This window comes from Archangium lansingense (assembly GCF_026626635.1).
Taxonomy (GTDB): Bacteria; Myxococcota; Myxococcia; order Myxococcales; family Myxococcaceae; genus Archangium; species Archangium lansingense.
On sequence record NZ_JAPNKA010000001.1, the window covers coordinates 8,543,230 to 8,564,415 of the forward strand.

At 66.2% G+C, this 21,186-nt stretch carries 17 protein-coding genes; 4 read left to right on the forward strand and 13 right to left on the reverse strand.

What is annotated here, in order from left to right:
* Positions 1-1,399: 1,399 nt before the first annotated feature.
* The 5 genes from OV287_RS33925 to OV287_RS33945 form a co-directional block, all read right to left on the reverse strand.
* Positions 1,400-2,506 carry an MBL fold metallo-hydrolase gene (locus tag OV287_RS33925; RefSeq protein ID WP_267538185.1) on the reverse strand — a complete coding sequence of 369 codons (1,107 nt, stop codon included), beginning with the start codon at positions 2,504-2,506 and terminating at the stop codon, positions 1,400-1,402.
* A complete protein-coding gene (locus OV287_RS33930) occupies positions 2,442-5,441 on the reverse strand; it encodes a hypothetical protein (protein WP_267538186.1) in 3,000 nt (999 codons plus the stop codon). The genes OV287_RS33925 and OV287_RS33930 overlap by 65 nt, the downstream gene beginning before the upstream one ends.
* Before the next feature lie 272 nt (positions 5,442-5,713).
* A complete protein-coding gene (locus OV287_RS33935) occupies positions 5,714-5,899 on the reverse strand; it encodes a hypothetical protein (RefSeq protein WP_267538187.1) in 186 nt (61 codons plus the stop codon).
* An 85-nt stretch (positions 5,900-5,984) separates the two neighbouring features.
* Positions 5,985-7,232 (reverse strand): imm11 family protein, encoded by a 1,248-nt coding sequence (locus OV287_RS33940; protein ID WP_267538188.1) that lies wholly within the window; start codon positions 7,230-7,232, stop codon positions 5,985-5,987.
* 8 nt (positions 7,233-7,240) lie between these two features.
* Positions 7,241-8,677 (reverse strand): AHH domain-containing protein, encoded by a 1,437-nt coding sequence (locus OV287_RS33945; protein ID WP_267538189.1) that lies wholly within the window; start codon positions 8,675-8,677, stop codon positions 7,241-7,243.
* A gap of 433 nt (positions 8,678-9,110) precedes the next feature.
* Here OV287_RS33945 and grpE point away from each other — a divergent pair, with 433 nt between their 5' ends.
* Genes grpE through OV287_RS33965 form a run of 4 tightly spaced genes read left to right on the forward strand, consistent with a single transcriptional unit; the run spans position 9,111 to position 13,754 of the window.
* Positions 9,111-9,683 (forward strand): nucleotide exchange factor GrpE, encoded by a 573-nt coding sequence (grpE, locus tag OV287_RS33950; protein WP_267538190.1) that lies wholly within the window; start codon positions 9,111-9,113, stop codon positions 9,681-9,683.
* Positions 9,680-11,359, forward strand: a complete 1,680-nt coding sequence (locus OV287_RS33955) for an Hsp70 family protein (protein WP_267538191.1) — start codon at positions 9,680-9,682, stop codon at positions 11,357-11,359. The genes grpE and OV287_RS33955 overlap by 4 nt, the downstream gene beginning before the upstream one ends.
* A 3-nt stretch (positions 11,360-11,362) precedes the next feature.
* A complete protein-coding gene (locus OV287_RS33960) occupies positions 11,363-13,387 on the forward strand; it encodes a DUF6109 family natural product biosynthesis protein (RefSeq protein ID WP_267538192.1) in 2,025 nt (674 codons plus the stop codon).
* A gap of 1 nt (position 13,388) precedes the next feature.
* Positions 13,389-13,754 carry a J domain-containing protein gene (locus OV287_RS33965; protein ID WP_267538193.1) on the forward strand — a complete coding sequence of 122 codons (366 nt, stop codon included), beginning with the start codon at positions 13,389-13,391 and terminating at the stop codon, positions 13,752-13,754.
* 43 nt (positions 13,755-13,797) lie between these two features.
* On the opposite strand, the gene proC is transcribed toward OV287_RS33965, so the two are convergent.
* From proC to OV287_RS34005, 8 genes are all read right to left on the reverse strand, one after another.
* Positions 13,798-14,673, reverse strand: a complete 876-nt coding sequence (gene proC / locus OV287_RS33970; RefSeq protein ID WP_267538194.1) for a pyrroline-5-carboxylate reductase — start codon at positions 14,671-14,673, stop codon at positions 13,798-13,800.
* Positions 14,670-15,806 carry a zinc-binding dehydrogenase gene (locus tag OV287_RS33975; RefSeq protein WP_267538195.1) on the reverse strand — a complete coding sequence of 379 codons (1,137 nt, stop codon included), beginning with the start codon at positions 15,804-15,806 and terminating at the stop codon, positions 14,670-14,672. Before OV287_RS33975 ends, proC begins: the two co-directional genes overlap by 4 nt.
* The gene (locus OV287_RS33980) at positions 15,803-16,603 is read right to left on the reverse strand and encodes a 2OG-Fe(II)-dependent halogenase WelO5 family protein (RefSeq protein WP_267538196.1); all 801 of its coding nucleotides are present in this window, start codon (positions 16,601-16,603) and stop codon (positions 15,803-15,805) included. The genes OV287_RS33975 and OV287_RS33980 overlap by 4 nt, the downstream gene beginning before the upstream one ends.
* Positions 16,604-16,745: 142 nt before the next feature.
* The gene (gene cysC, locus OV287_RS33985) at positions 16,746-17,294 is read right to left on the reverse strand and encodes an adenylyl-sulfate kinase (RefSeq protein ID WP_267542460.1); all 549 of its coding nucleotides are present in this window, start codon (positions 17,292-17,294) and stop codon (positions 16,746-16,748) included.
* A 119-nt stretch (positions 17,295-17,413) separates the two neighbouring features.
* Positions 17,414-18,667, reverse strand: coding sequence for a sulfate adenylyltransferase subunit 1 (locus OV287_RS33990; RefSeq protein ID WP_267538197.1), 1,254 nt, complete (start codon positions 18,665-18,667; stop codon positions 17,414-17,416).
* A complete protein-coding gene (cysD, locus tag OV287_RS33995) occupies positions 18,667-19,572 on the reverse strand; it encodes a sulfate adenylyltransferase subunit CysD (protein ID WP_267538198.1) in 906 nt (301 codons plus the stop codon). Before cysD ends, OV287_RS33990 begins: the two co-directional genes overlap by 1 nt.
* The gene (locus OV287_RS34000; RefSeq protein WP_267538199.1) at positions 19,569-19,832 is read right to left on the reverse strand and encodes a phosphopantetheine-binding protein; all 264 of its coding nucleotides are present in this window, start codon (positions 19,830-19,832) and stop codon (positions 19,569-19,571) included. Before OV287_RS34000 ends, cysD begins: the two co-directional genes overlap by 4 nt.
* A gap of 108 nt (positions 19,833-19,940) precedes the next feature.
* Entirely contained in the window at positions 19,941-21,182 is a 1,242-nt protein-coding gene (locus OV287_RS34005; RefSeq protein ID WP_267538200.1) for an HlyD family secretion protein, read from the reverse strand.
* Positions 21,183-21,186 lie beyond the last annotated feature (4 nt).

Below are 21,186 nucleotides of genomic sequence, written 5' to 3' on the forward strand. Positions count from 1 at the left end.
CGCGCGTACTCCAGCCGAGTCCGGGACGAACCCGAGCAGTCGTTCGGCCATAGCTAGCGCTCGAGGAAGAGCGAAGGGCCCCGGATGGAGAAGGATCGCGGCGGCTTCATGCCGGTAGCGAGCAAGGTCCACTGCGGGCAAGGGAAGAGGCTTCTCAAACCAGAGCGCCAGGGAGATCTGCTCAGGTGTGGAGGTGGACGCCCCGGATGCGAGCTGCTCCACTCGGATATTGGCTAAGACACGTGCGTTCACCTCAAGAGCCACGGAGTCTCCGGCCAGTCTCTCTGCCGCATGTTCTGCGTGACGCCAAGCCCGGTCCAGTAAGCTTCGATCTCCGCGTGCGCACTTCCAGAACGCTGCGGCCAAGTCCGAGCGCATGGCGGGATCGTCCATTGGACCCGCCAGCAGTTTCTCCACCAGTTCGCAAGCCTGGAGGCGATCGTCGCGAGCGTCGTCCGGGAGAAGAGCAAGCAACAGACCAGCGGAGCGCAGCTGCTCAGAGTCCGACTTGGCCTTCAACAGCTCCCCTCGGAGCAGTGCAACCGCCTCGCTCAACCGGCCATCACTGGCGAGGAGGCGTGCACGGACAACGGGCTCGACACGAGTACGGCCCACTCCATCCAAAAGCCTGCGACGGACGTCCTCCGGGATTTGCTCAGCGTGGTTCATCAAGAGCATCGCGAGTTGTTGCTCCAGCGCGGGGTTGACAAGAAGAGAGCCTTCTCCGTACCGCCGCAGGAGTTCGATCACCTCGCCAGCTAGCCGCTCACCATGGCGTGTAGGACGGAGTCGCTCCAGCAACAGAAGCTGTTCCCATGGCGTACCCGCCACCTCACGCTCGACAGCTTTCAGGCGCTCACGCCATCGTTGAGCGTCACCTGAGTGCCGTTCCATTTCGGCCAAGCGCAGCGAGGCCAGTGCGAGTGGCCCCATGAGGCCAGAGGCGCGTGCATCCTCCACCGCACGCATGAGCTGGGCGGTCGCATCATCGTGGCGCACCATGGCCGCATACACGCGGGCCAGTGCCATCCGGGTCTGAACCCGGAGCCAAGAGGGCGCGTCCGGCGCCAGAAGTTGCAGGGCTTCCTCCAGGTGCCCCACCGCACGTGCATCCTCTCCGGTCTCGAGCAATGCCTGCCCAAGCACCGAATGAGCTCGGGCTCGCTCCTCCTTGTTGACCCCCGCCGGCAGTCCCTCGAGGGCCTCTCGCGCGAGTTGGGCTGCTTGCGAGGCGCGCCCTGGCCCATCCATGCCCAGCAGTTCATGGGCGACATCCAGCTTCCTACCCGCTCCAGCATCCTCCATGTGCATTCCCCCCGGAGGCATTCGATACCGCGAGTCTCTCCGGCAGGCACGAGGGTACCAAGAGACTGCAGGCCTGTGGGCTCGCGAGAGACGCTCAGCCCAGCATCAGCGCAAGCGACTCGCCTCCGCTGCCAGGGTACACGGTGGTGAAGCCGTAGCGAACTTGGAGACTCTCAGACTGCCAGCGCAGCGCGGAGGGCGACGCGGAATTGAAGTGGAGCCGGACATCGCGCCTCGCGGAGATGAGCCGAGCGATAGCTTGGGCATCCGGGTGCCGGTAGCGTGTGCCGTCCGTAGAGATGAGAAAATCGCTGCACTCCACGAGATCGAGCCAATCGCGAGTGACGTTGCGCTTGCTGCCATGGTGGGGCAGCTTGACTGCGCCCACAGGCAACCTGCGCAGCCCGCGCTCCCGGAGCAGCCGTTGGATCGTCGTGGCAAGAACGTTCGGCCAAGCATCTGCCGCAAGAAGGCACGCATGCGACCCCAACTCAGCAAGCAGTGCGATGCTGCTGCCATTCGCAGGAGCATCATCACGCTGCTCCGGCTCTGATGCCAGGGCTTTCACGTCCAATCCCCCCAGCCGATCCACCTGCTCCCCTCCGGACGAGACGGGCTGGGCCAGTTCTTCCTCCGCGGAGCGGACCTCCCGCGCCCAGACGAGCGCCATCTTCTGAAGCGTGGCCGGTGTGGGAGACAGCACCGTCAGCGCAAGCCCCCCCGGCAACTCGATGCGCGGCAGGGCGCCTGCGTCCAGCGCGACGACAGGGCCTCGGTGGAACGCCTCATTCCAGCGACCCGCCTTGGCGAGCATCGCCAGCGCCTCACCCTGAGCGGGGCCGAGCAAATCATCGTTGGCATGCCCTTCTCGCGCGGGGGTCGTCATTGCCTCCGCACCGAGGGCATCAGCCAGAAAGGGCTTCATGTGGAGAAAACCGTTGAACCACAGATCGTCATAGGTGACGCCAAGTGTGGTGTCCTTGAGCAATTCCAGAACGCCACCGATGTGGTCCACATCCACATGGGTGACGATGATCAAGTCAAAGTGCGGCCGTATCTCGAGAGAGAGACGAGCGCGGAGTGCTGGGTACGACGCGGATGTTCCCCCATCGATGAGGATACGGTGGGTCCGCCCATCATGCACATGCTCCAGAATCAGGCAGTCCCCACATCCGGCGGGCAACATCTCCAGTTTCAGCATCGACGTCCTCCCTTGGACTTGTAGGCGCAACCAGATACCAGTCTACATCCCCGTAGACGGCAAGGCCGAGCATGAGCGGATCTCCTCCAGCGAGAAGCTTGCGCCGCAACCGGATGAAAGCATCCCCCACGTTCACGGCCCCTTGGCGTACCAAATCTCCCAACCCATTGAGCAACTCTGCCGTGGTGGGGCCGGCATGTCGTCCCAACATGTCCGCGACGCTGCTGACCACCACGGCTGAGCCGCGGCCAGCCCACAGGAACTGGCCCACTACACTCTGGAACTTCACCGCAGGCAGCACCGGGCTGCATCCCAGCAGCAGCACAAGGACGCCTCCACTGGAGTCCTTCTGCCGCACGTGGCGCTCGTGGAGACGCGAGACCGCGAGTTCCTCATCCGCGATCTCGATGGTGGCAACATCCGTGCGCTCCTCTATGCCCGTGTGGACGAGGAGCACCAAAAGGGATGGTGCGTGCTGCTGGACCGCCTTCGCCCATTCCTTCCACCCCTTGACCTCCTGTGTGCAGTCGGGCCACAAGGTTCTGAGCGTATGTCTCACCTTGTCCATGCTGCCAATGTCGTGGCTGTCCACCCGGTGGCTAGCTCCAACGAGCCCCTTGAGCAAAAGCGGGATGGTCCGCAATTCCCGACTGGGCATGGACCTCAGCCCCACATCACCGCGCGCCTGTTCGGGATCGACTACGCGCTGCCGCTCGAGAACGCGGGTGAGACCCCAGAATCCCGCAGGGCATACGTAGTCTTCGGCCAGTTCCTCGTCCCGGTGACACTCGTGGTCACACTCGCCTGTCTCAAGTGCCTGCCGGGCGTTGGGGCAAAGTTGAGCCTTGGTGTGTGGCGCAGGGAACTCATAGAATAACTCAACGGGAAGGAAGGTTCCCCATCTTGCCTCGAGGATCTGGAGCCGTTTCCCCTGACGCAAACCAGGACCAACCCCAGGCTGATCGACCACAATTCTCCAGAGCAACGCCCCTTGGTTTGCCAGCGTCACAAGGAGACTGACAAGGCGCCCGTCCTCCAGGCCTACGGGACGGTCAGCACTCTGAGTCAGCACATCCAGCCGGGCGCGGAGCTGACGGATGGACTCCTCTAGGTCCGGTTGATCAATATTGAGCCAACGGGCCTTTTCGTCCTCCACCATCATGGCGCCCGCGACACCCGCTGCATCATGGTTTAGCACGAGCGCAGCGTCGAAATGCGTCCGTTCATCCAATGCCTCGTTCGAAAAAACAGGTGGCAGTTCCATGTCCTGTTCCACGCCACGCCATACTCGCATCCGTGCTTCCACGGACGACACCACAGGGGCAGAGAGCAAGGCTGTCTGAAGGACTCGATTGCGGTACAAGACGGCGATACGCGCGGAGAAGCGCTCAGCGGACGGCTCTAATCCCTCCAGCACTGGTGTGGAAAACTTGAAAGAGCAGGGAGTGCTATCCCCCTCGGGAGGTAGATGGATGCGAGCCAACTGCGGCGGCGGGGGCTTTCGCCCGCCAGAGATGTCCGCAAAGACGACGGTGAGATCATTACCTCCAGGAGATGAAGGCAGGTCTGCTTCAGGGAATGGCTTCCACACGAAACGCGAGCCTAAATGCACCGGCCCAATGTGAACCTCCAGTTGGTAGGTACGGTCGGCCAGCAATGCACCGGGCTCGTGCACCGCCGCATCCTCGTCGGTGGAGAAAATGTTCGCCTGAAGATACCGAGGCTGGGGCTTTCGAGGCGGCTTCGGATCCAAAGGAGGGGGAGTGCTGGAGTTCTGGGACAGCGGCACTTCCAAGCCCTCCTCCGCGGCACGTACGGCCCAACGCAACTGCGCGAGTGCCGCACCCAGCCCAGGCTGGCGTTCGACGCCTGGCTCCGACAAGAACCGCCGGAGGGCAGCCGCCAGCTCAGGGGCGCTCAACTGCGAGCTCTCCACACCCAGAGAACGAGCCAGCGGTTCCGGAACCACGACGTCGACCAATTCGAAACGGTCCCGCAGCAATTCGGAAAATCGAAGGAGTTCGCTGGCAGCACCCTGCTCATCCCAGGCCGCCAGCTTCGCCTTCGTGAGGAACTTCCAGGAAGAGAGAAGGAACGGCACGGCGAGCGAACGACTCGCAAGCAGGACTGCCTCATCGAGTGCACGACCACTGCTTAGCGCGGCGAGTAGCGCGAGCCAGCATTCCTCGCGCCTCTTCATGGGTGTGCGGACTACCAGCACCGCGTCCGTGTCCAGCCGGTAGCGGAGTTTGAGCCCGAGTGCCATCGCCTCCACTGCGGTCTTGCGTTCTGAGACGAAGGCGATAGCGATAGCGCTGGAAGGCATCTCCCTGGCTTGGGTCCCTGGCGCACCTGGTACGAAGGAGATATCGGGAGGAACCAGGAGCACATGGCCGACGGCAGACTTCTCCAAGGGAGGCCAGCGCACCAGCGCATCACCACCTGACACGTTCTCCCATAGAACCTCGATGAGGCGCCGTTCCGAGGACTGCGCCACTATCTCCAACGGCCACAAGAGGGGGCGATCCCACCGCGGCTCCCCCCCCCGGATATAGACCGATGCCGCACCCACGGACGCGTCAGCAAGCAGTTCGGCGAAGTAGGCCAGCACCTCCGGGTTCTCATCGTCTTGGGCAATTTCAATCCGCTGAGGTCCGAACTCCGAGACCAGATTCGCCCAGTTGGCAGCCAGTCCGTCGACCCACATGGGCCAGAGTGCGTGGAACTGCTCCAGGATTGCACGGTCTCGCGGGGAGAATCCGAACCGAAGCGGCTCGCCCGGAATGAGTCCACTGAGCGTGAGGCGCTCCCCTGGGCGGAGGTGCTCAAGACCCATTTCCGGGTACGAGGCAAGCACTCCCAGCATCGCGAATGCAGGCGCATTGCTTCGCCCACTGCCCTCTCGCTCAAAGCGTTCGAAGAAGTGCTTGTTCACGCCGAATACATTCTCCTAGCCACACGCCCCCGGCGGCAGCCACAGGGCTGAGCTTATCCCACCGAATGACCGGGGCGCTGCTTCCAGGACAGCCGAAGGTAGACGGCGTCGGGGATTGAGCCAGCCCCGGCTTTGTGGCTCTCCCACACTTTGTGTGAACCCAGGGCACATGAGGGTGGTCGCTCGACTGAGACTCGCCTGCTCGCCGCTGAGGAACCACATGAAGTGCGAGAGAGCCACGTATCCGGGGCAAGCCCAGTGGAGCAATTTCTTCACAGTAAGGACAAGGGTGAGGTCTTCGCCGTCCCCGGGCGCCAGCGCACCGCCGCCACGAATTCGAGCAGGTAGGAGGAGACCGGCAAGAAGCCCACCCCCAGCAACAGGCGCAAGGGCAACGGGAGCACCGCGCCCGAGACGCGTGCCCCCTGACGCGCCCCCCCGCCCTCTCGCAGCTGCATGCCGGTGATGGCCCACGAGCCCCCGGCCTTTTTTGCTCCCGAGCAGCGTGCAGCATCGCCAGCCCGGAGCTACCGCCACTCCGCGCTACGCCACGGGCTTCCTTCTGAGACGCGACAGGTGCTCATCTCCGCTCTTCACGAAGCGCCGCGCCAGCTCGGCCTGGCCCTCTGCGCCATGCTCCAGCAGGAACGCCAGCTCCGAGGGCAACAACGCCTTGACGGTGACGAGCTTCACCTCCCCATACGGTGTGGAGAAGTGCCTCGGCAGCGTGCGTGACTCCACGCCCAGCAGCACGGCCACCCTGCCCTCCTCGGTGACAAGGGACTTGGGCATGCCCTTTCCGGACACCTCCATGGAGAAGAGGCCCGCCTTCACCCTCTCGCGCACCTGCTCGTGCTCGGCGACTTCATCCGCCACACGGTCCAATAGCATCAGGGGCCACCCCTTCGAGATGTCCTTCACGGCCGCGTCCACTTCCAGGGCGAGCTCCAGACCGAAGCCCACGGAGGGCTCCAAGCGCTCGATGAAGGGGTCCGAGAGCCCGTGCGTGACCAACAGCGTACGCCCCGCCTCGCGACGGATGACGCGCCAGAGCTGCCGGTGACCTGGCCACGAGCCGCTCATGGCGATGGGCATGAAGACCTCCCTGTCCAGCGACCCCAAGGTGCACCAAGCCGTTTCACGAGCGGTGTCCGCCTGCTCGAACAACTCGCGGCTTTTCCGGTCATGCTCGCGCTCCTCCGCGCTGACGGTGCTCGGGCCGGTGACCTCCTTGAACTTCGCCCCCGTTGCTCCCATGCGCTCCAGGGCCTGCTTTACCTCCTCGGAGATGATGATGGCCGGGCTCCATCCCCAGGTACGGAACACTCGGGCATCGCCCACTTTCGAGGGGTCGATGCGCATGCCAATCACGGACCTGTACTGGCCTGTCTTGTCGGGCCTGTCATCCCCCGGCTCCCAGTGGCGCACCTCGTCGGATGCCTCGTCGTCGATGCACTTCACGACACGCGTGATGTTGAGCAGGACGTACGGTTCGCTCTGTCCGTCCACATCCACCGGAATCAGCTGCACATCACCAGGCGCCAGCTCGGCGAAGACGGCCGCCACCCTGGCATGAACCACGGGGATGGTCGCACCCGCCAACAAGGAGAAGTCGAGCGGCCTGCCCGGGACATAGATGGGAATCCGGATCCGCGCATCGACGTGAGCAGACTCACCCCGTACGAACTGCCAGGTACGAATCTCCTGCCCCTGCTGATCCACGGGCTCATCCAGGTGCCAGCGACCCAGGATGTAAACGTCGTCGAACAGATCGAAGTACAGTCCCGTCATGAGGACTCCTAGGGTGATGCCCCTCTGGTTAGCAGCTTGTTGAGCCTGCTTCCCTCCCTGATGATCTCCTCGGCTAGCTGCCGGAGTGCTTGCCTCAATGCAAGCGCGCACTCCTGCTGGTTGGAGCAGTTGTCCGTCGCAGCTTTCAGGTGCTTATGAACGAGTTGATGGTACTCCTCGGGATGAGGCCCCTTGTGCCCAAAGAGTGGGACCGTATTGGCCGGGTCCTCCATCGACATGCCCGCCTTGTCAAAGATTTTCTTGAATAGCGGCGTCCAAGGCCCGCCTCGCGCAGTGGACTTGCTGTTCTCGACAGTGGCGATGTGGTGCACGTCCGGCTTCTTCTTTGGCGGGTCCGCGCGAGCGGGAGAGCCCCTCGCGGCCATGCTCACGGCATTGGCGGGCAGAACGACACTGAAGGTGCCCTCGGCCACGGCGACCTTCACCTTGTCCGCTTGCTGCACGGCTGTGAGCACGTCTCGGATGCCGGCATGGGACTCGAGCGCACCGGCGGCTTTCGCGAAGCCCGGCAGGTTCGGGGCCTTGGACACGAGCGCCGCCGTCTCCCCCACCGCCGCCGTGCCCAGCAGGAGGAGAATCCGCACGCTGTTGGGCCCGATGACCTTGCCGAAGCGGTCTCCCGCCTCGCGCAGTTCCGCGAACGTGCTGGCCTCCGCCGCTTCCTCCCAGAGCTTGAAGTAGGCCCGCACCAGGTCGAAGAGCTCCCAGCCCAGGTAGCCCCACATGAGCAGGGCCAACGCGGCGGCCACGCCTTTAGAAACGGGCTCGGGTGCCGCGACCAAGGCCATGTATCCGATGATGGTGAGGCTCAGCGTCATCCACAGCTGCGTTGTGGAGAACATGCTGCGCAGCTCCGCGTCCCGGGCCTCCAGCGCCGCATTCACCGAGAGGGCCAGGGCGAGGTCTCGCTTGTCCTCGCCATCCAGGCCCGGACCGTCCTTGACCAACCCGAGGCAGTCGCCCGGCGTACCTTGCCGCTCGCAGAAGCTCCCGTACGACCGCGCCAACGGCGTGCGCCACTCCTCGCCAGTGAGCGGAACGGAAGCCAGCGCCAGGTTCCGGTGGAGGTAGAGCGGGAAGTAGGAGCCGGCCACCCGCAGCGGCATGTTGAGCACTAGCGTGGCCAGGGCTTCGTTGAGCTCGAAGTCGCTCACCTGCACTGCCCCGAATCGGGTGGGCAGGGAGAGGCGAACCAGCTCGTCCGCGGCCTCGCCCTCCTCCGCCTCTGCTTCAGCCGTGGGAGGCCGGGCGTCCTCATGGAAACGGGGTGTCGGTGGCCGGTAGGACGACCCCACCAGCAGGCCGCTCCGAGGAACGCCTGTGGCACACGCGGCGTGGAGGAAGAGGACGATGAGGGCCCAAGCGCCCAACCAGGGGCGCTGCCGCGTGCCTGCCGGGTGCGAGCCAACAAGACGGGTGGACACGCCGCACCTCCGATTAAGGGGACTGGCCACAGGATTACAGGAGGGTCCGACAGGCACGTCAATCCATCAGGTGGGTAAAGGCATTGACGACGTGGAGGATAGGCCCCGCGCCATGACATGAGCCGAGCGGGATGGTCGCCGACGGCTCCACCACCGCCCACGGCTGCGTGCCGGGACTCACCACTAGATGAAAGCGAGGCGGAAGTACTGGACATGACGGGCGAGGTCATGCCATGGAGCCCCATGGGAGAAGTAGGCCCAAGGAATGCCCGCATCGAGAGAAGAATGGGAGATGCATCCGCGCGAGCGGGAGAGGTCATCGCGTTGCGGCGAGCTGTTTGGTGCGGCCAACAGCATTGGCGCGTGAACTGAAGCTGTGGCTTCGATTCTGTTTTGTATGGAGCGCCGGTCGGAAACGAGCGGCGTTGATTGGATGTTCACCTGGCTGAGACGCCTGTTCATTACACGTTCAGGAGTGCCCGGACTCCCCGGGACAACACTACCTGCCGAGTCGCCTCCCACCTGGGGCACCACGCTTCTGGATGCCGTCCAGAAGTCCTCCCGGGCCCAGGCCCGTCTGGCCCTCCATGTCGAGGATCTGGAGCGCAAGCTGGAAGGGGGACTCGCGGAGCTGAGGGGCTCGCTCTCTTCTCTCCGCGGCGCTACATCGGGCAACTCTTCTTCGGGGAGCGAGCCCCCCTGGGATGAGCTCCTGGATGCCCTGGATCTGCTCGAAGAGGCATCCCGCGTCGCGGCGGATGAGGCGCTCGCATCGGGACTCATGGGAGTGGCGGCCCGGCTCGAGCGCTTTGTGACCGCCTCCGGGCTCACGCGCCTGGCCTCCATCGGCCACATTCCTGACGGGCGCCTGTTCCGGATTGTAGGCACTCAGCCCCACCCCAGCTTCGCCGAGGGCGCCATTGCCCGCGTGGTTCGCGCCGCCGCCCTGCGGGGCGAGCGCCTCATTCGCGAGGGAGAAGCCATCATCGTGAGGAATACCCCTTGAGCCATGTCTTTGGAATCGATCTGGGTACGACCAACTCTGTCATCGCCCACCTGGTGGAGGGCCGCCCGGTGGCCGTGCCAGTGGAAGGCAGTCGCATCGTCCCCTCGGTGGTCCTCTACGAGGACAATCGTGTCGTCGTGGGGCGCGAGGCGCGCAACCTCGAGATGCTGAGGCCCGAGCGGTGCATCCGCTCGGCCAAGCGCAAGATGGGGACGCTCCACCGCTACTCCATCGCCGGGCGCGAGGTGTCTCCCGAGGAGGTCTCCGCCGAAATCCTGTCCGCGCTCAAGCAGGGAGCCGAGAAGGCCACCGGCGTCCCCGTGCGTGACGTGGTCATTACCGTGCCTGCCTACTTCGATGACGCCCAGCGCCGCGCAACCCTCGAGGCCGGCCAGCGCGCGGGGCTGCACGTGTTGCGGCTGCTCAATGAGCCCACCAGTGCCTCGCTCCTGTATGAGCGTGTGTTGCATCCCGAGACCCTCCGTGTGGCCGAGCCCGAGATCCTTCTCGTCTACGACCTGGGGGGCGGCACATTCGACGTGTCGGTACTCGAGGTGTTCCAGGGGGTGCGCGAGGTGCGATCCACCGCGGGCAACACCCACCTGGGCGGGGATGACTTCGACGACAAGCTCGTTCAGCTCTTCCTCGAGGAACTCAAGAAGCAGGGCGTGGACCCTCGCGAGGATGTGCGGGCCATGGCGCGTCTGCGCCAGCTGGCCGAGGAGACGAAGATCCGTCTGTCCGCGGACATCTCCGTGCACGTGAAAGAGGAGTTCCTCACCCAGGCGCAAGGCAGGCCCATCCACCTCGAGCTGGAGGTGCGACGGCGCGTCTTCGAGGTGCTCATCGAGCCGCTGCTCGAGTCCACCGTGACCCTGACCCGTCAGGCCCTGGCGGAGGCCCGGCTCGAGGGGCAGTCGCTGTCCAAGATATGCCTGGTGGGCGGCTCGACGCGGATCCCTCGGGTCCGCCAGATGCTGGAGGAGGCCTTCGGCGTAGACATCCATGAGGAAGTGGATCCAGACCTGGCCGTGGGGCTAGGCGCGGCCATCCAGGCCGGCATGTTGTCCGGCGAGCCGGTGGGACGCATTCTCGTGGATGTGGCGTCGCATAGCCTGGGCATGCGCGTCATCGGAGAGAACGACCTCGGGAGCACCACGCCGGATACCTTTGCCCCGGTCCTCCGCCGCAACACGGTGTTGCCGGCAACCAAGGTGGAGGAGTTCTACACCCTGGTGCCCGAGCAGGAGCTCGTCCAGGTGGAGGTGTTTCAGGGCGAGTCGCGCGTCGCCTCGGAGAACACACGGGTGGGGGCCTTCGAGTTCTCGCTCGAGCCCCGGCCCGCGAACTCACCGGTGCGAGTGGAGTTCGCCTACGATCTCAACGGGGTGGTGAAGGTATCCGTCAGCCAGCCCGGCACGACGAACGCCAAGACAGTGGCCCTCTCGGTAGCGGACGTGGGCAAGGCCGTCCCGGCCCTGGCGCCGGGGCAGAGCGCGGTGGAGCGCAAGGGGCATGCCCTGCTCGAGCGGCTCCCTCCCGCGCTCCACGCCGAGTTGAAGCGGCTTCTTGACCAGTACGCGCAGGCCCAGGGAGTGGCGCGCGAGCGCGCGGAGGAGGCGCTCCTGGATTTCTTCCTCAATCTCGAACACGGGTCGGGACTCCCGGAGCCCTGAGCCATGGTGAAGCACGACCGCACCGGGCGCCAGCACCGCCAGTGGCTGGAGGAGGCCCGAAAGCACCAGAAACGGGGGGACCTGGAGGGGATGCTGTCCGCGCTACTGCGGCTGCCGCCGTCGCTGAGGGAGGAACTGCTCCCCAGCGGCGCCGCCCTCTTGCGGCAGGCCGTCCGGGAGCAGCACCGCCGCGGCTCCTGGAGGACGCTCAGCACCCTGGCCGTACGCGTGGACGCCGAGCCCGGCCTGGTGGAGCGAGGCGCGGCTCCAGAGGAGGCCTGGGCCACGTACTGGCCACTGGTATGGGCGGCGGGCCGCGCCCGCGATTGGGAGCGCGCGCGGCGGCTGTGGCAACCCCTCACCGGCCCGGCGCGAGCGCATGCGCCCCTTCTGGCCAGGGCGATGGATGGCTGGCTCTCCTCCGACGGAAGCCCCTCTCCAGAGCTCATCGCGCCGGCGCTCGAGCGCCTGCCCCCGGTGGATTCGCTCCTGGGAATCGAACCGCCGAGCCAGCGCGTCTCGCTGCCGCCGCCCCGCTCGTTGGACGAGGTGGAAGGGGCGCTCCTCGCCCTGCGCGCGCTCGAGCCCTTCCCCGTCTTCGCCAGTCGCGCCGAAACGTGGGCACGAGCGGCACCCGCCGAGGCAGCTCGGGCGATATGGGAGCTGGCGGGACAGCTGGCTGCGCGAGAGCTCTGGCTTCGGGCGGCGGAGGGCAAGGAGCACGCTGCTCTCTCAGAGTCAGCCTCGCTGTTGGCCCGGGCGGTGCGTGAGGGAGGAGCCCTCGAGGCCCTCTCCGTTCCTACGTTGCAGGCGCTGCGGGTGGTCGCCGCGGGGCTTGCGCAGACGGTCATCTCGCGCATCGAGGACGCCGAACCCCTATGCACCCTGGCGCAGGCCGCGGCGCTCCAACCGTCGGCCCAGCCCTGGGTGGCGCAGGCGATGTCCGGGTTTCGCTTCGAGGGGGCGGCCCTGCCACGGGCGCTGGGCCTCTACCAGGAATTGCTGGCCCGGATTGCGGACGCGCCCCTCTGGGCGCGGGCCTTCCTGGCCTGGTGCGAGCAGAACCCCGAGGCGCCCAACGCACCCGGGTGGCTCCAGGAGGGCTTGGGCCGGCTGGTCGCTACGAAGGCCTCTTCCCTGCTGTCCTGGCTGGGTGGGGCCGTGCCCTCCGAGCGTATGGAGTTGATCGAGTGCGTGGCCTCAACCTGCGCACCGGACCTGGTGGAGTCATGGGTGGATGTCTGCTGGGAGGGCGCGAGCGAGGAGCTCCGGAGGGAACTCAGCGAAGCCGTCCGCATCCTGCTGGACCGCAGCCGGATGAAGCAGGGAGGACGGCAGTTGGAGCGACTGCTGCGTGGCGTGCGGAGCCTGGAGGATGCGGAGCGGATGCTGATGGAGGTGGAGGGGGCGATGGAGCAGGTCTACTCCTCGATGAAGCTGACCGGGGACGGCCTGCGCATCTGGCGCCGGTTTGCCCCCAGGGTGCTGACCTACCAGGTGGAGTTCCTCGAGGTGGCGGTGCGCCAGGCTGTCTCGGACGCCGAGGCCTGGGATGCCGCCGTGCGGTACCTGGAGGCCCATCCTGGGAACACGGGGCATATCGAGGCGCTCCGGGCGATGGAGCTGTCCGGTCGGGAGGCGCTCGCCAGGCGCATTCTGGAACGCTGGCTGGAGCGCCGCACCGCCAATGTGCTGGCACTCGCCGAGGCGGTGGTGGCCGCCGGGAGGATGAACACCCCTTGCAAGTACCTCCACCCGGTGCTGGAGGCCTTCATGCGGGCCCTGTCGGAGCAGTTACCCGCTCTCCAGGCCCCGGTGGTGGAGCAGGCGCGGGCATTGGCGCACAAGCATGGGTACCGGCTGCGCAAGCGCGGGGCTTCGCGGAAGAAGAAGGCCGCGAGCACCACGGCGCGCCGCGCGTCACGCTCGAAGAAGAAGCCCGCCGCGAAGGGCGCGGCGCCACCGAAGGAGTCCGAGAGAAGCCCGCCGAAGGCTGTCTCTCCGGAGGACGGAGAGGAGAGCAGCTGACATGACGCCCGAAGAGCCGTTCGCCGTATTGGGGTTGGCGCCCACGATGGACCCGGTCGCCGTCAAGAGCGCATACTTCGCCGCGCTGGCGCGGCACCCACCTCACCAGGATCTGGAGGGGTTCCAGCGTTTACGCCGCGCCTACGACGCGCTCACCCGACCGGGAGGCCTGGCGGTAGCATTCCTGACCAGCCCCGTGGACGTACAGAAGCTGGCCAGGGACGCGCGCGAGCGTTTCGATGCACCGCTTGAAAAGGCCGCCGTGGTGGCACTGGCCGCGCGAGCGGGAGCGGAGACCTTGTCGCGGTGGGTGGAGCGGTGCTCCCGGATGAGCTGGGATGAGGCGCTCCGGGCTTTTTCCGGGTGATCCGCCATCCGGAAGACCCGGAAACCCGCCGCGCGAGTAGGAGTCAGCCCTCTTTGCCGGGCTCGAGCGGGGCGAGCGGAAGCCGACCGAGTTCCTGCGCACGCGCGTGCACCGCGCGTACCGCCGCGCCCATCGTCTCCCGGACGCCCGCGCTCTCGAACACCCTCAAGCCGGCCAGCGTCGCGCCACCAGGGCTCGTGACCTGCTTGCGCAACGCCTCCGGGGACTCCTGGGTGCGATGCAGCAGCTCCAGGCTTCCGCGCATGCTCTCCACCGTCGCCAGGGTGGCCTGCTCACGCGGCAGCCCCAGGGCCACGCCGGCGTCGATGAACGCCTCGATGAGAAAAAAGACGAAGGCGGGCATGGGCCCAGCGAGGCCCGTCGCCATCTCCACGCCGGCCTCGTCGGCGACTTCCAACTCGGTGCCGAATGCGCCCAGCAGTGAGCGCACGCGCAGCAGCGCCGGCTTGCTCAAACCCGCGCTTGCGCTCCAGAAGGTGGCCGCCTTGCGGACACGCGCGGGGGTGTTGGGCATTGCGCGAACGACGAGTGGGTGTTCGAGACCCTCGCACAGCGTCTGCAGGCGCGCGCCCGCGATGATGCTGACGACGATCGTGTCCTCGCGGAGCTGCCCGCGCAGTTGCTGGAGGACAGCACCCAATTGTTGCGGCTTCACGGCCAGCACGACGAGTTCCGCGGCCGCCGCCGCGAGGTTGTCCGCGGTCACCTCGACGCCATGCTGCTCGCGGAGCACACGGCGACGATCCTCGTCTACTTCTCCGACGAGGATTGCGCCGGGTGCGGCCAGGCAACTCCCAATGACCGCTCCAATCAGTGCCTCGGCCATCACACCACCGCCGATGAAGCCCAGGGCGGGTCTCCGCGAGGGCACGGCGGCATCGATCGAATCGGCCGTCATGGTGAGGTACGAACGGGATGGGGGCGGATGAGTCCCTTCACGATGCGACCCGTCTCGACATCGGCCAGCGCCTGGTTGACCTCTTCGAGGCCGTAGGTGCGGCTGACCATGTGCTCCCAGCCCTTGCCACCGGCGACCCTGGCACCGTGCCGGTCGAGGATGCGGAGCATGCGATGGAAGTGACTGAAGTCCACGCCCCACACGCCACGGATCTCGAGGTGCTTCCGATTGATCTCCGTGTGCGGGTTGATCCCCACCTCGCCGTGATCGGTGTAGTGCCCGACGATCACGTAACGCCCGCCGTCGCGGGTCATGCGGATGCCGTCCTTGACCGCCGCAGGCACGCCGGTGGCCTCGATCGTCACGTCTACGCCGCGTCCGTCGGTGAGCGCGAGAACCCGCTCCACGTGGCTGTTCGAACCCGTGACGTCGAGCCGGATGGCCTCATCGACCCCGAACTCGCGGGCCATCGCGAGTCGCACCTCATGACGTTCGACGACGTAGACCGCGCCCGCGCCAGAGAGCAGGGCCAGGGTTGCCGCGCTCAGCCCCACCGGACCCGCCCCCTGGATCAACACGCGATCTCCGAGCTTGATACGCGCCGTGTCGACGGCGTGGATCGCGGTCGGCAACGCGCAGCCGCCCGCGATCACGCGCTCCGGCGTGAGCGTCGACGGGACCTCGAGAATGGACACCCCGGGCTTGAGGTAGATGAGCTGCGACCAGCCGCCGTACAGACCTTCCTTCGCCGAGTAGGTGACACCGTAGACGCGCCGCGAAGGACAGCGGTTCGGCATCTTGGCGACCAGGCAGAACCAGCAGGCGTTGCAGGTCCCGACGACGTCGAGGAACGTGACCGTGGCACCGACGCGCACGGGACGTCCGTCGACGTCGTGCGGCTCGCCGCGCACGGCCAGCACCTTTCCGACTGAAACGTGGCCAGGGATGATCGGGTACGGCACACCGGCGAGCCGGCCGTGCGACAGGTGGACGTCAGTCCCGCATACCTCGGAGAAGATCGTCTCGAGCAGGACCCCGCCCGGCTCGAGCTCGGGTGCGGAGAAGTGTTGGAGCTCGACGGGGCGGTTGGCACCGTGCATGACCGCCGCGGTGCAGGAGGGGTGTGAGCTCAAGACCACAGGACAATCCTCCCATCCGGGAGGGTACCGATCGCCGAAGTCACGGTGGTGCGGTGACCCGCGCTCGAATCGACCTCGTGGAAGTTCCGCGTACTGAAGATGTACACGTCGCCCATCGTGGGCCGCAAAGTGTACCTCTCCGCGCCCTCGACTACGGGGCGGCTGTAGCCGTACGTGCCTGGGAGCTTGTAGATCTCATCCTCGGGCGTCCAAGGGCGATTGTAGACGTACGTATCGCCGGGATTCTTCGGGTCGAGCTCGAGGTAGAGGTTCCAGGCGAGCTGGGCCTCGATCTGGGCCACCCACCACTCCGGTTGCTCGGCGGGGGCGTAGTCGATGTGGAGCAGAGTCCCATTCTCGATGCGGCGGATGAGGCCCGCGCAGTAGGTACCGTGCTTCGGATCGGCGGCGATCTGTACCGGAGACCCGGTGGCCTGGCGCAACCGGCTCATCAAGCGCTCGAGCGGAGAGAACGATTGCGAGAAGATCTCGCCCTGGAGCGCCCGGCACTGCTCGGCCCTCGCGAAGTAGGCCGAGACATCCGAGCCGTTGTGCTCGAACACCGTCGCGCCAATCCGGTCGATGGGCGGCACGACGTTCTTATACGTCTCGAAGCCAATCACCTGTGCCCGCTCGACGAGACGACGGCACTCGTCCGGCGTGGCGAAGCCTCGAATGACAACCGCGGGGATTTCGTTGCGAATGAGCTGCTGCCAGGAATTCTGGTCAAGCTCTCGGGCCGCGAAAACATCCCACGAGGACCTGCGCGGGGCCAGCGAAAGATTTCTCATATTCATCCTCAGACAGGACAAACGAATACGACGGTGTTTATTGAAATCCAGCGTCAAAAAACCCAACCATACGGCGAGACCATGGGTCAGAAATCACGGCGCGGAAGAGGGGCCGCGGTAATTCCTGTCAACCGAGCCTCGGTTAGCGCTGCGCGGTGAGCCCGCGCTCGAGCAGGGCGGCGAGGATGCGTTCCACCCCAGCCTCCACGGACTCCGAGTCGGTGCGTACTGTCACTTCCGGCGACTCGGGTGGCTCGTACGGATCCGAGATGCCCGTGAAGTGGGGAATCTCCCCCGCCAGTGCCTTCTTGTAGAGGCCCTTCACATCGCGTTGCACGAGCGCCTCCAGACTCGCCTGTGCATACACCTCGATGAAGGGGATGCCCGCTTCGGTGGCCAGCCGCCGCACCTCGTTGCGAGACTCGCGGTACGGAGAGATGGCGGCGGAGATGACCGCCACACGGTGCCTGGCGAGCACCCGCGCCACGTAGCCGATGCGCCGGATGTTCTCCTCGCGGTCGGGCCGGGTGAAGCCCAGCCCTCGCGACAGGAAGGTGCGAACCTCATCTCCGTCGAGTACCTCCACGGAGTGGCCACCCTCCAACCGGCGGCGCACGGCCGTGGAGAGCGTGCTCTTCCCCGCCCCGGACATTCCGGTGAACCAGAGGATGAAACCGCTCGGTGGATCCAAACCCACTATTGTCTGTGTCACGACCGCCTCTCGCACACTCACGTTGGGCACACTCCTATGTTTGCGCCACCACCTTTGGCGGAGGCGTATGAACCCTCCCGGAGACTCCACGGGCTCGTTCAGGCCGCTGGGCCGTTGATCATCCCGGCGCCCACGGTGGCATTCGTCGCCTCGTCGATGAGGATGAAGCTGCCCGTATGGCGATTGCGCCGGTACTCGTCGAAGAAGAGCGGCACGGTGGTCCGCAACGACAGACGGCCAACCTCATTCAACTTCAAGGACTTGCACGCCTCGTCCCGGTGCAGCGTGTTGACGTCGATGCGGTACTGGAGCTCCTTCACCAGGGCGCGGGCCGAGCGCGTGGTGTGCTTGATGGCCAGCTTCGCGCCCGGCTGCAGCGGCTGCTCCACCATCCAGCACACCATGGCATCGAGGTCTTGCGAGACGATGGGCGGGTTGCCCGGCCGGCACAGCATGTCGCCACGGCTGATGTCGATCTCATCCATCAGCGAGATGTTGACGGACATGGGAGGGAAAGCCGCCTCTACGGGTTGACCGGCCAGCTCGATGGAGCGGATGCGCGAGATGAAGCCCGAGGGCAGTACCTTCACCTCGTCACCGGGCCGCACCACGCCGCCCAGGAGCTGCCCCGAGTAGGCCCGGTAGTCATGGAGCTTCTTGGAGATGGGCCGAGACACGTACTGCACCGGGAAGCGCACCTGGATGAGGTTGCGGTCCGAGGCGATGTGCACGTTCTCCAGGTGGTGCAGAAGCACGGGACCCTGGTACCAGGGCATCTTCTCCGAGCGCGTCACCACGTTGTCGCCGTTGAGCGCCGAGATGGGGATGAACGAGAGGTCCGTGAGCTCCAGCTTCATGGAGAACTTGCGGAACTCGTCCTTGATGGATTCGAAGACGGACTCGCTGTAGTCCACGAGGTCCATCTTGTTGACGCACAGCACCACGTGGGGCACGCGCAGCAGCGAGGCGATGAAGGCGTGGCGCCGCGTCTGCTCCAGCAGGCCCTTGCGCGCATCCACCAGGATGAGGGCGAGGTCCGCGGTGGAGGCGCCCGTGACCATGTTGCGCGTGTATTGGGTGTGGCCCGGGGTGTCCGCGATGATGAATTTGCGCCGAGGCGTGGCGAAGTAGCGGTAGGCCACGTCAATGGTGATGCCCTGCTCGCGCTCGGCGCGCAGGCCGTCCATGAGCAGCGCCAGGTTGACGTACTCGTCCCCGCGCGCCTTGCTGGTGCGCTCCACCGCCGTGAGCTGATCCTCGAAGATGGACTTCGTATCGTAGAGCAGGCGGCCGATGAGGGTGCTCTTCCCATCGTCAACCGAGCCGGCCGTGGCGAACCTGAGCAGCTCCATTAGAAATACCCCTCGCGCTTACGGTCTTCCATGGCCGTCTCGCTGAACTTGTCATCCGCGCGGCTCGCGCCTCGCTCGGTCACCCGGGACGCGGAGACCTCTTGGATCACCTGCTCCACCGTGCTGGCGGTGGACTCGACGCAGGCGGTGCACGTCATGTCGCCCACGGTGCGGAAGCGCACCTGAGCCGTCGTCGCCCGCTCGCCCGGAAGCAATGGCAGGTAGGGCGAGCACGCCATCAACATGCCGTCGCGGCGGAACACCTCACGCCGGTGGCTGAAGTAGATGGAGGGCAGGGGAATCTGCTCCTGGGCGATGTATTGCCAGATGTCCATCTCGGTCCAGTTGGACAGGGGGAAGACGCGGATGTGCTCCCCGCGGCGGTGGCGGCCGTTGTAGAGGCTCCAGAGCTCGGGGCGCTGGTTCTTGGGGTCCCACTGGCCGAACTCGTCGCGGAAGGAGAAGACGCGCTCCTTGGCGCGAGCCTTCTCCTCGTCACGGCGGGCACCACCGAAGACAGCGTCGAACTGGTGCTTCTCGATGGCGTCCAGCAGCGGCGCCGTCTGCAAGCGATTGCGCGAGGCTCGCGGGCCCTTTTCCTCCACCAGGCGGCCCGAATCGATGAAGGCCTGCACCGAGGCCACTTCCAGCCGGGCCCCCAGGGCGACCGCGCGCTGGTCTCTGTACTCGAGCACCTCTGGGAAGTTGTGGCCGGTGTCCACGTGCATGAGGGGGAATGGCAGCGGAGCCGGAGCGAAGGCCTTCTCCGCCAGCCACAGCATCACCGCGGAGTCCTTGCCTCCGGAGAACAGCAGCACGGGCCGAGAGAACTCGGCCACCACTTCGCGGATGATGAAGAGGGATTCGGCTTCCAGGGCCTGGAGATGGGACAACTCGTAGCTCATCTCCCCGCCTCCGACTGCTCCTGTACCAACTGCTCGCAGAGCGTGGCCACCTCGCCGAGGGTGTTGAACAACTCCCCCATGGTCGGGCGGATGCCCATGTCCTCCTCGATGCGGTTGGCGAGCATGGTCGCGAGCAGCGAATTGCCGCCGAGCGAGATGAAATGATCTCCCCGGCCAATCTCCTGGAGGCCCAGCAACTCACCCCAATAGCCGGCGAGCCTCTGCTCCATCTGCGTGATGGGAGGATGTTCAATGCTCATGGAGTGCTCCTCTGGCCCGGGGAGCCAGGAAATGAAAACCGGCAATCATTTATCACAAAGACAAACATCAAAACAAGACATCGCCACAAAGACAGCCATCCCGAAAAACTACTCGCCAGCGGTGAAGACGGTGACCTCCGCCGACAGGCCGGCCTGCAAGGGCAGGTCTCCGGGTGGGTCCTTCCAGGAAATGCGGACGGGCACGCGCTGCACCACCTTGACGAAGTTGCCCGAGGCATTGTCGGGTGGCAGCAGGGAGAAACTCGCCCCCGTCCCTCCGGAAAGACTCTCCACCTGACCCGACAGGGTGAGGCCCGGAAAGGCATCCACCCTCACCTCCACCCGCTGGCCTGGACGGATGTGCCCCACCTGCGTCTCCTTGAAGTTGGCGACGACATACGTCCGCGGCGGAACGAGCCTCGCCACCGGCTGTCCGGCCGTCAGGAGTTGCCCCTCACGCACGGACAGCTTGGACACCGTTCCATCCGCGGGCGCGAGGACGCGGGTGAACTCGAGCTGCAGCCGGGCCTGCTCCAGCGCGGCCTCGGCGACGGTGACCTTGGCGCGGGCGAGCTCCGCGCTGGCGCGAGCCACCACGATCTTCGCGGCCACCGGGGCGCTCTGATCCAACTGTCCCTGGGCCTCCTCCACCTTGCTGAGGGCAACCTGGTGGGCCTGCTCGGCCGCGGCGAGCTGCGCGCGGGCCCCGGCCAGTGACGCCTGCGCGGCTTGATTCGCGGCCAGGGCATCGTCGAGCTCCTGCTGGGCGGCGACCTCCGACTCACGCAGCCGCTGCACGCGCTCGAGCTCCAACGCCTTGCGCTGCGCGTCCGTCTCCGCGCGGGCCATGGCGGCGCGAGCCACCTCTACCTGGGCCTCGGCGCTGCGCACCGCCGCCGTGCTGCTGGACACCACGGCGCGCGCGGTGGAGTGGCCGCCGCGGGCACTCGCCTCCGCCACGTCCATCTGGGACTCGGCCGCCTGCGCCTGGGCCCGCGCCGACACCAGGTCCGCCTCGGCCTGCTTGAGGCGGACGGCGTACTCGCGCGAATCGAGCTCCACCAGCACGTCGCCCTTCTTCACCCGGGCGTTGTCCCCCACGTTCACGTGCAGCACGGGGCCACCCACGCGGGCGTTGATGGGCACCATGTCCGACTGCACCTGCGCGTTGTCCGTGGCCTCCTGCCCGCGCGTGAGCAGCACGTAGCCGCCAATGCCCGCGAGCACGGCCACCGCGGTCGAGCCCAGGAGCAGCGCGCCCCTGCGGCCCCTCTTCTTCCCGAGCACCTCCTCGGGCGAGGGACCCGGAGCGGGCGCTTCCTTTTCCACCAATCGGGGGGTGGCACTCATGACA

Excerpts from the sequence above, each read along its gene's own strand:
- OV287_RS33925 (WP_267538185.1), bottom strand. The coding sequence starts at position 2,506 with ATGCTGAAACTGGAGATGTTGCCCGCCGGATGTGGGGACTGCCTGATT.
- OV287_RS33935 (WP_267538187.1), bottom strand. The coding sequence starts at position 5,899 with ATGCAGCTGCGAGAGGGCGGGGGGGCGCGTCAGGGGGCACGCGTCTCG.
- OV287_RS33940 (WP_267538188.1), bottom strand. The coding sequence starts at position 7,232 with ATGACGGGACTGTACTTCGATCTGTTCGACGACGTTTACATCCTGGGT.
- grpE (WP_267538190.1), top strand. The coding sequence starts at position 9,111 with ATGTTCACCTGGCTGAGACGCCTGTTCATTACACGTTCAGGAGTGCCC.
- OV287_RS33960 (WP_267538192.1), top strand. The coding sequence starts at position 11,363 with ATGGTGAAGCACGACCGCACCGGGCGCCAGCACCGCCAGTGGCTGGAG.
- OV287_RS33965 (WP_267538193.1), top strand. The coding sequence starts at position 13,389 with ATGACGCCCGAAGAGCCGTTCGCCGTATTGGGGTTGGCGCCCACGATG.
- proC (WP_267538194.1), bottom strand. The coding sequence starts at position 14,673 with ATGACGGCCGATTCGATCGATGCCGCCGTGCCCTCGCGGAGACCCGCC.
- OV287_RS33980 (WP_267538196.1), bottom strand. The coding sequence starts at position 16,603 with ATGAGAAATCTTTCGCTGGCCCCGCGCAGGTCCTCGTGGGATGTTTTC.
- OV287_RS33990 (WP_267538197.1), bottom strand. The coding sequence starts at position 18,667 with ATGGAGCTGCTCAGGTTCGCCACGGCCGGCTCGGTTGACGATGGGAAG.
- cysD (WP_267538198.1), bottom strand. The coding sequence starts at position 19,572 with ATGAGCTACGAGTTGTCCCATCTCCAGGCCCTGGAAGCCGAATCCCTC.
- OV287_RS34000 (WP_267538199.1), bottom strand. The coding sequence starts at position 19,832 with ATGAGCATTGAACATCCTCCCATCACGCAGATGGAGCAGAGGCTCGCC.
- OV287_RS34005 (WP_267538200.1), bottom strand. The coding sequence starts at position 21,182 with ATGAGTGCCACCCCCCGATTGGTGGAAAAGGAAGCGCCCGCTCCGGGT.